Origin of the sequence: Sphingomonas sp. Y38-1Y (genome assembly GCF_032391395.1) — a bacterium.
Taxonomy (GTDB): Bacteria; Pseudomonadota; Alphaproteobacteria; order Sphingomonadales; family Sphingomonadaceae; genus Sphingomonas.
Genome location: NZ_CP135916.1, coordinates 1,919,555 through 1,932,354, shown reverse-complemented (window position 1 = coordinate 1,932,354; position 12,800 = coordinate 1,919,555). Strand labels below are relative to the sequence as shown.

The window sequence follows — 12,800 nt, the reverse complement described above, 5'->3', positions numbered from 1 at the left end:
TGCATTGGAGAAGCGCTTGGATCGCGAACACCGCCTCAAACGCCTGCGCTTTCGCGCCTGGCACCGCGGCACCAAGGAAGCCGACCTGCTGATCGGCGGCTTTTTCGACCGGCACCATGCGGGCTGGACCGACGCCGATATCGACCTGTTCGAGCGCCTTTTGGAGGAGCAGGACGTCGACATCATGGGCTGGGCCACGGGATCGCAGCCGGTCCCGCCGGAGTACCGCGGGCCGATGATGCAGGCGCTGGAAGCGCTCAACTACGTGCCGATCGCGGAGTAATAGCCCTCTCTCCTTCAGGGGAGAGGGTGGCCGAGCGAAGCGAGGTCGGGAGAGGGGCCGACCGGGCCGCCTGAACCGCCCCTCTCCCAACCCTCTCCCCTGAAGGGGAGAGGGCTTTCAGGAATACAATGCCCGACCTGTCCAAGATCCTCGCCGCCAAGGCCCCGCTCACCCTCTCGGGCGTGCCGAGCGGCTTTCTGCCCTCGCTGCTCGCCGATCTGACGCGAGCGGCGTCGGGTGGCGCGGTGTTCGTCGCGACCGACGACAACGAGATGCGCGCAATCGCCGCCACCGCGCCCTACTTCGCGCCCGAGATCGAGGTCATCCAGTTCCCCGCTTGGGACTGCCTGCCCTATGACCGCGCCAGCCCCTCGCTGCGCGTCATGTCGGAGCGGCTCGCCGCGCTTCAAGCGCTTCAGCAAAAGGCGACGCGCCCTCGCCTGTTCTTGACGACGGTCAACGCTGCGACGCAGCGCGTCCTTACCCGCTTTCGCATCCGCCAGCTCGTCGCGCGGCTCGCGCCGGGCGAGCGCATCTCGCTCGACAAGCTGACCGCCTTGCTCGCCGGCAACGGCTATGTTCGCACCGACACCGTCCACGACGCGGGCGAGTTCGCGATCCGTGGCGGCCTGGTCGACCTGTTCCCCTCGGGCGCGGAGGCGGCGCTTCGACTCGACTTCTTCGGCGACGAGATCGAGAGCGTCCGCACGTTCGACCCCGCCGACCAGCGCACCACCGGGCGGATCGACGGCTTCACGCTGCTCCCCGCCTCCGAAGCCTTGCTCGACGAGGATACGATCAAGCGCTTCCGCAGCCGCTATCGCGAGCGGTTCGGCGCGACCGCGACGGGCGATCCGCTTTATCAGGCGATCAGCGACGGTCGCCGGCTGGCCGGCATGGAGCATTGGCTGCCGCTGTTCGAGGACCGGCTGGAGACGCTGTTCGACCACCTGCCCGACGACGCCGTCATCGTCCGCGACGCCAACGCGATCTCCGCAGCCGAAGCGCGGTTCGAAGCGATCGCAGACTATCAGGCCAATCGCGTCCGCGCGCAGTCGAGCGACCCCGGCAGCTATCGCCCACTCGGTCAGGACCAGCTCTACCTCCTCGCCGATCAATGGGCTGCCAAGGTCGAGGAAGCGCCGGCGCACCTCGCCACCCCGTTCCGCGAACCCGAAAGCGCGCGCGTCCTCGACTTCGGCGTCGACGGCCCTCGCGACTTCACGCCCGAGCGGACCGCGCAGGCGAACGTCTATGAGGCCGTCGTTGCGCATGTCGAAAAGCTGAGGAAGGACGGCCGCAAGCCGATCCTCGCCAGCTATTCGATCGGCGCGCGTGAGCGGTTGATGGGCCTGCTCGCCGACCATGGCCTCAAGGGCGCAAAGACCGCCGAGAGCTGGCAGGAGGCGCTCGGCACCGCCGACACCAGCAAGAGCTTTGGCACGGCGCTGATCGTCCTGCCCCTTGACCACGGCTTCACCGCGCCCGGCGTCGCCGTCCTGACCGAGCAGGACATGCTCGGCGACCGGCTGGTCCGCCGCAAGAAGCGCAAGAAGTCGACCGACGCCTTTCTTGCCGAGCTCGCAACGCTGTCGCCCGGCGATCTCGTCGTCCATGTCGATCACGGCATCGGTCGGTACGAGGGGCTGACGCAAATCCCGGTGCAGAAGGCGCCGCACGATTGCGTCGCGCTCTCCTATGCCGGCGGCGACAAGCTCTACGTCCCCGTCGAGAACCTGGAAGTGCTCAGCCGCTACGGCTCGGGTGAAGAGGGTGCGAGCCTAGATCGTCTGGGCGGCGAGGGCTGGCAACGCCGCAAGGCGGCGATGAAGGAGCGCATCCGCGAGATCGCGGGCGAGCTCATCAAGACCGCCGCCAAGCGCGCGCTCCGCCCCGGCCAAGTGGCCGAGCCCGATACCGGCGGCTATCCCGCCTTCCTCGACCGCTTCCCCTATGAGGAAACCGAGGATCAGGATCGCGCCATCGACGACGTGCTGGGCGACCTCGGCTCCGGCAAGCCGATGGACCGGCTGATCGTCGGCGATGTCGGTTTCGGCAAGACCGAGGTGGCGCTGCGCGCCGCCTTTGTTGCGGCGATGGCAGGGCAGCAGGTCGCGGTCATCTGCCCGACGACGCTGCTCGCACGCCAGCACCACATGAACTTCACCGCGCGGTTCGAGGGGTTCCCGATCAACGTCGGCCGCATCTCGCGCCTCGTCCCCGCGGCCGAGGTCAAGAAGGTCAAGGACGGCCTCGCCGACGGCACGATCGACGTCGTCGTGGGCACGCACGCGCTGCTCGCCAAGGGTCTCGACTTCAAGCGGCTGGGCCTCGTCATCGTTGACGAGGAACAGCGATTCGGCGTCACCCACAAGGAGCGGCTGAAGGCGCTCAAGGCCGACGTCCACGTCCTCACCCTCACCGCCACACCGATCCCGCGCACGCTCCAGATGGCGATGTCGGGGTTGCGCGAGCTGTCGGTGATCCAGACGCCGCCCGTCGATCGCCTCGCGGTGCGGACCTACGTCATGCCGTGGGATCCCGTCGTCCTGCGCGAGGCTCTGCTGCGCGAGCATTATCGCGGCGGACAGAGCTATTTCGTCACGCCGCGGATCGCCGACCTGCCGGACATCGAGGAGTTCCTTCGCCGCGACGTGCCCGAGGTCCGCTACGTCGTCGCGCACGGCCAGATGGCGCCGAGCGAGGTCGAGGAGCGGATGTCCGCCTTCTACGACAAGAAGTTCGAGGTGCTGGTCTCGACCACCATCGTCGAGAGCGGGCTCGATATCCCGAGCGCAAACACGATGATCGTCAACCGCGCCGACAAGTTCGGCCTCGCCCAGCTGTATCAGCTGCGCGGCCGCGTCGGTCGCGCCAAGACGCGCGCCTATGCGTACCTCACCACCCCGCCCGAGCGGCTGATGACCGAGGCGGCGGAGAAGCGGCTGAAGGTGCTGTCCGACCTCGATTCGCTCGGCGCCGGGTTCCAGCTCGCCAGCCACGATCTCGACATCCGCGGCGCGGGCAACCTGCTCGGCGACGAGCAGTCGGGCCACATCAAGGAGGTCGGCTACGAACTCTACCAGGCGATGCTGGAAGAGGCGATCCTGGAGGCCAAGTCGGGCCGATCGAAGGACGAGGGCGATCTCGCGCCCGGCGACTTCAGCCCGCAGATCACCGTCGACGCGCCGATCATGCTGCCGGAGGATTTCATCCCCGATCTCGACCTGCGCATGGGTCTCTATCGCCGCCTCAACGAGGTCGAGGACCGCCGCGGGATCGAGGCCTTCGCCGCCGAACTGATCGACCGCTTCGGCAAGCTGCCGGAGGCGACCGAGAACCTGCTGGTGCTGATGGAGGCCAAGCTCAACGCCAAGACAGCCTGCATCGCCAAGCTGGACGTCGGGCCGAAGGGCGCGCTGGTCAGCTTCGCCAAGGATCACTTCCCCAACGTTGACGGGCTGATGGCCTATGTCGGCCGACTGGAAGGGACGGCAAAGCTGCGTCCGGACATGAAGCTGGTTGTCGCGCGGCCCTTCGCCACGCCCAAGGCGCGTCTCAACGCCGCGCTGCAGATCAGCCGGGGTTTGGCGAAGGCGGCGGGGTAATCGTGTCAAACCGTTCGTGCTGAGCCTGTCGAAGCACGTGTCCCGCAACACGCCCTTCGACAAGCTCAGGGCGAACGGTAGATGATGAGTTCGAGCGTCCCCCTACGGCCGGGGAATCACGCTCTCCATCTCGAACAGCCGGTCCACCTCCAGCACCAGTTCGCGCAGGTGGAAGGGTTTGGAGAGCACGCGCGCCTGCGGCATCGTCTTGCCCGCCTTCAGCGTGACCGCGGCAAAGCCAGTGATGAACATGACGCGCATGTCGGGCGCGATCTCGCTGGCGCGCTGGGCCAGCTCGATCCCGTCCATCTCGGGCATGACGATGTCGGTGAGCAGCAGGTCGAACGGCTCGCTTTCGATCAGCGGCAGCGCCGCCGTCCCGCGATCCACGGCACTGACGAGATAGCCCGCACGTTCCAGCGCGCGCGTCAGATAGTCGCGCATCACCGTATCGTCTTCCGCGAGCAAGATTCGGTACATTGCCACCCCTATGTCGAGGCGACCGTGTATGAGCGAAGCCCTTAAGATTTTCCAGACGAAGGCAGCCTCATGCGACGGGCCGATTGCGGCGGCGGGCGTCGGCGCCTAGCGTGGTCGAAGTGCCGAACCCTCCCAGCTTCGATCGACATGGCTCCGCCGACCCCGTCTCCCCGGTGGTGGTGTCCGTGCCGCATGCCGGCCGCGACTATCCCGAGGCGCTGATCGCCGCGCTGCGCGTGCCGGTAGCGGCATTGCTGCCGCTGGAGGACCGCCACGTCGACGCGATCGCACGCGCGGCGCATCGCGACGAGACGATGCTGATCGCGCGCCGTCCGCGCGCCTGGATCGACCTCAACCGCCATGAGCGCGAGCGCGATCCGCTGGTCGACGAGGGCGCCGCCGCGACGACGCAGCCGCAGCCGTCGATCAAGCTGCGCAGCGGGCTGGGGCTCGTTCCGAGACGGTCCGGACCGGCGGGTGATCTGTGGCGCGCGCGCTTCTCGGGCGCCGCGATCGAGCGTCGCATCGCGGAGGATCACCGACCCTATCATACGGCGCTCAGCGAGGCGCTGGCAGCGGCGCACGCGCGGTTCGGCGTCGCGGTGCTGATCGACCTGCACTCGATGCCCACTCTCGGCGGCGATGGCGCGCAGGTGGTGCTCGGCGACCGCTTCGGCCGCGCGTCGGGCGGCGCCTTGATGGCGCTGGCGGAGGCGACGGCGCGCGCTCACGGCCTCCGCGTCGCGCTCAACGCGCCCTATGCCGGCGGGCACATCCTCGAACGGCACGGCGATCCTGCCCGCGGCATTCATGCAATCCAGGTCGAAATCGACCGGCTGCTCTATCTCGATCCGATGACGCTGGAGCCGGGACCCGGCGTTTCCCGCATCGCGGCGATGGTGCGCGCGATGATTGACGCGCTCGCCGACGCCATCCTCCCCCGCCTTGCCGCTGCCGAATAGGCAATAAAAAACCAGCTGGTGCTGAAAGCACCAGCTGGCCAAGGTTCAGGGAGGAGACACACCCGAAGGTGTGTCGCACGGCCCAGCGAAAGGGGGGACACTGAACCGTACCATTCGAATATAGGGACCGGGCACGAGCGTGCAAGGGTCGCCGATCGGATTTTTCGCGGGCGCTGAACGCAAACGCCCCGGATCATCGCTGATCCGGGGCGGTTCGTGGCAGGGCGCGTTTGCGCCGCCGATCAGTTGACCGCGAGCGGCACCGGCTGCTGCGGCATCTTGCCCTGGCGCATCTGCTTGCCGAACAGGTCGCGCATCAGGCTGAGCGAGAACAGGTGCGCATAGACGAGCGGCAGCATGCCCGACTGCTGCATCTTGCGGAGCTGGTCGCCGCGCATCTCGTTGAGCTTGGCCTCGTCGACCATCTGGAAGCCGCGATAGACGAAGGGCTGCGCGCCCTCAGGCTGGATCGAGATCTCGCCGTCCATCAGCAGGCCCTGCTCCTTGAGCTCGGCCATGAACGCGCTGGTGCGCTGGCCGGCCTGCTCGAACTGCTCGGCAAAGCTCAGGATGCCGCGCGTCAGCTCGGTCGGCTCGCCATTCTCAAACAGCTTCTCGCCCTCCTCGAACGCGCCGATCGTGTCGGACGTCGGGTCGAAGCAGAGCGACAGCTCCTCGCTGTCCGGACGCAGCCGCGCGAGCATGTACGGATAGCGGCGGACATAGGCCGGGATGTACGTCTCGTCGTCCAGCAGCTTGCCTTCGGCGTCGAGGAAGGTGTTCACCCCCTCGTTCAGGCCCATCAGCGCCAGCGGCACGGGATCGTCGCCGACTGAGAACACGATCGGCATCCGACGCTGCACCAGCGGGAACTCCTCCACTGTCAGCGGCACCGCATGATGGTTGGCCAGGAACGGCGCGGTGCTCGACGGGCGCACGCGGAAATCGGCATGCTGCGCGCTCGAAAGCGGCTCGAGCTGATTGTAGAATAGCGGAAGCTGTGCCTGCGGCGCGCTGGCCATGATACTCTCCTGAGAATCCAAATCGACGTGATGGAACTTTTTGGAACGACGCGCGCGTCTAAGTCGCGGCGCCGCCGCGCGCAAGGTTGACGAGCTTTCCGGGATTGAAAAGCCCCGCCGGATCGAACGCGGATTTTATCGCGCGAATGGCGGCCAACCGCGACGGCGGGCCCAAACGCTCAAGCTCGCCAAGCTTCATCTGCCCGATGCCATGCTCGGCGGAAATCGATCCGCCCGCCGCGACGACAAGATCGTGGACCATGCGCGTCGCCGCCGGCGCCATCTCCGCATACCAGCGTTCGGCGCTCATTCCCGCAGGCGCGCGCACGTGGAAGTGGACGTTGCCGTCGCCCAGATGCCCGAAGCCGCTGGCATGCGTGCCGGGAAACGCCCCCTCCAGCGCGGCCGCTGCCTCGACCATGAAGCGCGGCATGACGGGCACGGGCACCGAGATGTCGTGCTGCGCCGCCGGCCCCGCCGAGCGCTCGGCCTCCGATAGCGAGTCGCGGATGCGCCAGAACGCCTCTGCCTGCGCCTCGCTCACGGCGACGACCGCGTCGGCGACCAGGCCGGCCTCGATCGCCGCCGCAAGCTGGGCTTCGAGCATCTCGGCCAAGGATGCGTGCGGATCGCCGCTCGCCGCCTCGATCAGCACGTGCCAGTCATGCCGGCCGGGAAGCGGCATCCGCGTGCCTGGAATGTGCTCGATGACGAGCGCCAGCGAAGAGCCGGGCACGATCTCGAAGCTCTCGATCGTGTCGGTCGCGGCTTCCAGCCGGCGCAGCAGCGCCAATGCATCGTCCGGGCTGGCGAGGCCCGCCCACGCGACGGCTCGCGTGCGCACCGCCGGCACCAGCGTCAGCGCCGCCGCCGTGACGATGCCGAGCGTCCCCTCCGCGCCGATCAGCAGCTGATTGAGGTCGTAGCCGCGATTGTCCTTCTTCAGCGCCGACAGGCCGTCATGCACCGATCCGTCGGGCAACACCGCCTCGACCCCCGCAACCAGCCGCCGCATCGTCCCGAAGCGCAGCACCTGCGTCCCACCCGCATTGGTCGAAACCAGCCCGCCGATCGTCGCGGACCCTCGCGCGCCCAGCGTCAGAGGAAAGCGCATCCCCTCGCCCAGCGCCGCGTCGTGCAGCGTCGCCAGGATCACGCCAGCCTCCGCCACCGCCTGCCCCGCTGACGCATCGATCGAGCGGATCGCGCGCATCCGCCGCGTCGACAGGATCAGCGCCGAGCCGTCGGCAGGCGGCGTCGCGCCGCCGACCATCGAGGTATTGCCCCCCTGAGGCACCACCGCGACGCCCAGGTTGCGCGCCGCGCGCACGATTTCGGCCGTTTCCGCGGTGCTCGCGGGCGAAAGGATCGCGGGCGCCACCCCCCGATAGCGGCCGCGCCAGTCGGTGAGCCACGGGCCGATATCGGCGGGATCGGTCGTCACCGCACGGTCGCCGCCGATGCGGTGGGCTGTCTCGATCAGGTCGGTCTGGGCTGGCGTCATGGTGTGTGCGCCGTTAGCATGGCTCCTGACGGGGGGCCAATTCATCGCACGTTCAAGCCGGGCGGGTGATGGATTGTTCGACGCGTAGATGGTGAGCTTGTTGATCGATCCCCTGTTGTTCCTGCTGCCGCTGATGCTCGCGCCCGACACGGCCCTCCAGGCCCAGGTCGCGCGCGCCGCACCGCCGCCCGGCATGCGGGCGCAGATCCGCATCGAGCGTCACGTCATCGTCCGCGTGCCGCGCATGAGCATGGCGCCCGGCGTCGTCTCGACCGCAGCGACCGCAGCCCCCCTTCCGCCGATCAGCTGGACCGAGCATCGTGCCGAGCAATGTGTCCCCGTCGCATCGCTGGCCGCCGCGTCGATCACCCGGCCCGACAGCGTCGACCTGGTCCTGTCGGGCGGGCGCCGGATGCGCGCACGGTTGAGCGACGACTGTCCCGCGCTCGGTTTCTATTCGGGCTTCTACCTGCGTCCGCCCGCGGATGGACAGATCTGCGCCAAGCGCGACTCGATCCGTTCGCGCAGCGGCGGCGAGTGCCGGATCAAGGGCCTTAGGACGCTCATTCCGTCGCGCTGAGCGCGGCTTTACTTGACTTTTCGCCCGAAATCCGCAAGCGGCGATCACAATCCGCGGCCGCGATCTTCGGGGCTGCATTTCCGGACATTTGCATGAACTTTGCCGATCTCGGCCTGTCTGACGAACTGCTTCGCGCCGTCAACGAGTCTGGCTATACCGAGCCGACGCCGATCCAGGCGAGCGCCATCCCCTCCGTCCTGATGATGCGCGACCTGATCGGCATCGCCCAGACGGGTACGGGCAAGACCGCCAGCTTCGTCCTTCCGATGATCGACATCCTGGCCCAGGGTCGCACGCGCGCGCTGATGCCGCGCAGCCTGATCCTGGAGCCGACGCGGGAACTCGCCGCGCAGGTCGCCGAGAATTTCGAGAAGTACGGCAAGTACAACAAGCTTTCGATGGCGCTGCTGATCGGGGGCGTCCAGATGGGCGACCAGATCAAGGCGCTGGAAAGGGGCGTCGACGTCCTGATCGCCACCCCCGGCCGCTTGATGGACCTGTTCGAGCGCGGCAAGATCCTGCTGACCGGCTGCGAGCTGCTCGTCATCGACGAGGCGGACCGCATGCTCGACATGGGTTTCATCCCCGACATCGAGACGATCTGCTCCAAGCTGCCCAAGTCGCGCCAGACGCTGCTCTTCTCCGCGACGATGCCGCCGCCGATCAAGAAGCTTGCCGACAAGTTCCTGAGCAATCCCAAGACGATCGAGGTCGCCCGTCCCGCGACCACGAACACCAACATCACCCAGCGCCTGGTTCCCGTCCGCGCGGACAAGAAGCGGGAGGCGCTGCGCACCCTCTTGAAGGCGGAGGACGTTCGCACCGCGATCATCTTCTGCAACCGCAAGACCACAGTGCGCGAGCTCAACAAGTCGCTGCGCGCCAATGGCTTCGCCTCCAGCGAGATCCATGGCGACATGGACCAGCCGGCGCGTCTGGCCGAGCTCGACCGCTTCAAGCGCGGGGACGTTAACATCCTCGTCGCCAGCGACGTCGCGGCGCGCGGCCTGGACATCAAGGGCGTCAGCCACGTCTTCAACTTCGACGCGCCCTGGCATCCGGACGACTATGTCCACCGCATCGGCCGCACCGGCCGCGCGGGGGCCAAGGGTTCGGCCTTCACCTTCGTCACCAGCGAAGATGCCGAGAACATCGCCAACATCGAGAAGCTGACCGGCCAGACGATCGAGCGCATCGCCGTGCCGAGCGCGCCGTCCGCTGCCGAAGCGGCGCCCGAACCGCGCGAGGAACGCCCGCGCCGCGAACGCGAGCCCCGCCGCGAGCGTGAACCCCGCCGTGAGCGCGCGCCCGAAGCGCGCCAGGAAGCCGAACCCCGCCGCGAGGCCGAACCGCGCCGCGAGCGCGATGCGCGCCGCGAGCCGGCGCCGGAACTGCGCGGCGAGCGCGGCGGTCGCCGGGATCGCCGCCGCGACCGCGACGAGGATCATGACGATGGCGGCTGGAACGGTCCCGTTCCCGCCTTTCTCGAAGTCGCACTCGGCCGCTGAGGCGCGGCGTGGCGGACGAGGGGTTCGAGCGGGTTCCACCCGCCGCGATCGAGACGCCCTGCATCCTCGTCTGCATGCTCGACGTCCAAAGTGGGCTCTGTCTCGGCTGCTATCGCACGGGTGAGGAGATCGCCGGCTGGACGGGCTATTCGCCCGAACGGCGAAGCGCGATCATGGCGGCGCTCCCAGTCCGACGGTCCGAACATCACTCGTAATTTTTCGTTTCTGGGCCGCTCGCTCTAACCGATCGATAACCAGCGACACGATAGCGTTCGCGGGTGACGAGCGACCCGACCATTCCGATTGCCCGCGTGCGGATCGATGTCCGCGCGCTTCTTGGCCTCAAGGAAACGACCGACCCGGTCGACTGGTCGCGCATCCGCGCCGCACAGCTCAACACCAGCGTGCAACTCGCACTGATGCTGCTGGCCGCCAATACGCTATGTGCCGGTGTCCTCACCGTCTTTCTGGCCGGGCAGTTCCCCTGGTGGCAGCGCGTCGCATGGGGCACGCTCGTCGTCGCCGTCGCGCTCGGCGTCGTGTTCCGCCGCTTGTCCAGCCACAACCGTGCGCGCGTGGCCGCCACGCTGCGTGACGTGCGCCAGACCGCGCTGGACGGCGCGGCACTTGGCCTCGTCTGGGCGGTCGCGCCCTTGTGGTTCGGCCCAAACACCGGCGGTGATGCGGCGATCGGTTTGTGGATCACGCTCGTCATCCTGATGACCGCGACGGCGGTGTCGATGGCCTCGCTCCCGCTCGCGACGATCGTCTTCCTCACCATTCTGGGCGGCGCGATGGCGCTGTCGCTCGCGATTTCGGCGCATGTGGCCGCGGGCGCGGCGGCACTGCTGTTCGCGGGTCTGCTCGGCGTGGCCTGCTACGGCCGCAGCCGCGGGCTGGCCGTCACCCACGCCCAGGCGCTCGCGCTCTCCGAACGCGACGAGACCGTCAGCCTGTTGCTCCGCGAGTTCGAGGAAAGCGCTGCCGACTGGCTGTGGGAAATCGACGCGCAGCGCCGCGTCGTGCGCGCCAGCCCCCGTTTCGCGCTTGCCGCCGGGCTGGAACCGCGCGCGATCAACGGCCTTCCGTTCCTTCAGGTGCTCGCCGGGCGGGACTGGGAAACGGGCAAGTTCGCCGCCGGCCTCCACACGCTCGCCGACAAGCTCAAGGCGCGCGAGGCATTCCGCGACCTGCTGCTTCCCGTCGTCGTCGCGGGCGAGCAACGCTGGTGGCAGATCGCCGCCAATCCCCGCCATGACGAAGCCGGCGCGTTCATCGGCTTTCGCGGTGTCGGCAGCGACGTGACGGAAGCGCGCCAGACCAGCGACCGCATCAATCGCCTGGCCCGCTACGACGCGCTCACCGGCCTTCCCAACCGCCTGCTCATCAACGAGGCGCTGGCGCATGCGATGGCGGAGGCCGACAAATGGGGCTCGCGCTGCGCGTTCATGATGATCGACCTTGATCGGTTCAAGGCGGTCAACGATTCGCTTGGCCACCCGGTCGGCGACCGTCTGCTCGGCCGAGTCTCCGAACGCCTTCGCCAGATGATGACGGAGAACGAGATCATCGGCCGCCTGGGCGGTGACGAGTTCGCCGTGGTCGTCCGCGACGCGCGCGATACCGAGCGGCTCGAGACGCTCGCCCGCACGATCATTGCCAAGCTGTCGGTGCCGTACGAGGTTGACCAGAACACGCTCTATATCGGCGCCAGCGTCGGCCTCGCGATCGGTCCGCGCGACGGGCGCACGGCGGAGATGCTGATCCGCTCGGCCGACCTCGCCCTCTATCGATCGAAGGATGCAGGCGGCGGCGTCTTCCACACCTATGAACCGCAACTCCATGTCGCCGCCGAGGAGCGCCGCGTCCTAGAGATCGCGCTTCGCAATGCGCTCCAGAACGACGAACTCCACCTCAACTTCCAGCCCGTCGTCGATGCCGCCACCGCGCGGCTGACCGGGTTCGAGGCGCTGCTGCGCTGGACCCATCCCGAACTCGGGCCGATCAGCCCGGCGAAGTTCGTGCCGCTGGCTGAGGATGCGCGCCTGATCGCGCCGATTGGCGAATGGGTGCTCCGCCACGCCTGTGCCGAGGCGTCGCGCTGGGACGACGACATCCGCATCGCCGTCAACGTTTCGCCGGAGCAGCTCCACAACCCCGCCTTCGTCTCCGTCGTCGCCCAGGCGATCGCGCAATCCGGCATCTCGCCCGACCGGTTGGAGCTCGAGGTGACCGAGAGCGTCTTCCTTCGCGAAGGGACAGGCGCGCTCAAGGTGCTCGAGCACATTCTCGAGCTCGGCTGCCGCCTCAGCCTCGACGATTTCGGCACCGGCTATTCCTCGCTCGGCTATCTTTCGCGCACGCGCTTCTCGACGATCAAGGTCGACCGGAGCTTCGTCCAGGCCGCCGCCACCGGCGGGCGCGAGGCCACGGCGATCATCCGCGCGGTCGTCGCGCTCGCCGACTCGCTCGGCATGACGACCACGGCCGAGGGCGTCGAGACCGAGCAGGAGCACGCGATCGCCAGCGCGCTCGGCTGTGGCAAGGTCCAAGGCTTCTATTTCGGCCGCCCGCTTCCCGTTGCCGAGGCGCGAATCCTCGCCACCCGGCGCAGGCGCGGCGAAAGTGTCGCAGCCTGACTTGCCGCCGCCGCGCACCCGCGCTAAAGGCGCGCACCGGCTCGTAGGAGTGTAGCTCAGTTGGTAGAGCATCGGTCTCCAAAACCGAGGGCCCACGGTTCGAGTCCGTGCACTCCTGCCAGCCGGTAATTTCCATCAGCGCCGGCCCACCGCGTTCAAGCTGGCGCAAGGCATGATGGGCCAAGAGCCGGCTCCAAGCTTCAGGGAGCCGCGT

10 protein-coding genes and 1 tRNA gene are annotated in these 12,800 nt (G+C 68.1%); 8 read left to right on the top strand and 3 right to left on the bottom strand.

Annotated elements, in window-relative coordinates; translation table 11 throughout:
* The first annotated feature begins 16 nt into the window (after positions 1-16).
* Both RS883_RS09265 and mfd read left to right on the top strand, forming a co-directional pair.
* On the top strand, positions 17-283 hold the full coding sequence (locus RS883_RS09265) for a succinate dehydrogenase assembly factor 2 (RefSeq protein WP_315759919.1): 267 nt from the start codon (positions 17-19) through the stop codon (positions 281-283).
* A 128-nt stretch (positions 284-411) separates the two neighbouring features.
* On the top strand, positions 412-3,891 hold the full coding sequence (gene mfd / locus RS883_RS09260; RefSeq protein ID WP_315759918.1) for a transcription-repair coupling factor: 3,480 nt from the start codon (positions 412-414) through the stop codon (positions 3,889-3,891).
* A gap of 102 nt (positions 3,892-3,993) precedes the next feature.
* Here mfd and cpdR read toward each other — a convergent pair whose 3' ends face one another.
* A complete protein-coding gene (gene cpdR, locus RS883_RS09255; RefSeq protein ID WP_315759917.1) occupies positions 3,994-4,371 on the bottom strand; it encodes a cell cycle two-component system response regulator CpdR in 378 nt (125 codons plus the stop codon).
* Between the two features lie 110 nt (positions 4,372-4,481).
* Here cpdR and RS883_RS09250 point away from each other — a divergent pair, with 110 nt between their 5' ends.
* Positions 4,482-5,333 carry an N-formylglutamate amidohydrolase gene (locus RS883_RS09250; RefSeq protein ID WP_315759916.1) on the top strand — a complete coding sequence of 284 codons (852 nt, stop codon included), beginning with the start codon at positions 4,482-4,484 and terminating at the stop codon, positions 5,331-5,333.
* A 242-nt stretch (positions 5,334-5,575) separates the two neighbouring features.
* Here the strand turns inward: RS883_RS09250 and RS883_RS09245 are convergent, their stop codons facing one another.
* Entirely contained in the window at positions 5,576-6,355 is a 780-nt protein-coding gene (locus RS883_RS09245; protein ID WP_315759915.1) for a SapC family protein, read from the bottom strand.
* 58 nt (positions 6,356-6,413) lie between these two features.
* Positions 6,414-7,859 carry an FAD-binding oxidoreductase gene (locus tag RS883_RS09240; protein ID WP_315759914.1) on the bottom strand — a complete coding sequence of 482 codons (1,446 nt, stop codon included), beginning with the start codon at positions 7,857-7,859 and terminating at the stop codon, positions 6,414-6,416.
* A 91-nt stretch (positions 7,860-7,950) separates the two neighbouring features.
* Between RS883_RS09240 and RS883_RS09235 the strand changes: the two genes are divergently transcribed.
* From RS883_RS09235 to RS883_RS09215, 5 genes are all read left to right on the top strand, one after another.
* Positions 7,951-8,439: a hypothetical protein gene (locus RS883_RS09235; RefSeq protein WP_315759913.1), complete on the top strand. Its 489-nt coding sequence runs from the start codon at positions 7,951-7,953 to the stop codon at positions 8,437-8,439.
* 92 nt (positions 8,440-8,531) lie between these two features.
* Positions 8,532-9,947: a DEAD/DEAH box helicase gene (locus RS883_RS09230; protein WP_315759912.1), complete on the top strand. Its 1,416-nt coding sequence runs from the start codon at positions 8,532-8,534 to the stop codon at positions 9,945-9,947.
* 8 nt (positions 9,948-9,955) lie between these two features.
* Positions 9,956-10,162, top strand: a complete 207-nt coding sequence (locus tag RS883_RS09225; RefSeq protein ID WP_315759911.1) for a DUF1289 domain-containing protein — start codon at positions 9,956-9,958, stop codon at positions 10,160-10,162.
* A 63-nt stretch (positions 10,163-10,225) separates the two neighbouring features.
* The gene (locus tag RS883_RS09220) at positions 10,226-12,586 is read left to right on the top strand and encodes a putative bifunctional diguanylate cyclase/phosphodiesterase (protein ID WP_315759910.1); all 2,361 of its coding nucleotides are present in this window, start codon (positions 10,226-10,228) and stop codon (positions 12,584-12,586) included.
* A gap of 45 nt (positions 12,587-12,631) precedes the next feature.
* Positions 12,632-12,707: transfer RNA gene (locus RS883_RS09215), tRNA-Trp, on the top strand.
* The last annotated feature ends 93 nt before the right edge of the window (positions 12,708-12,800 follow it).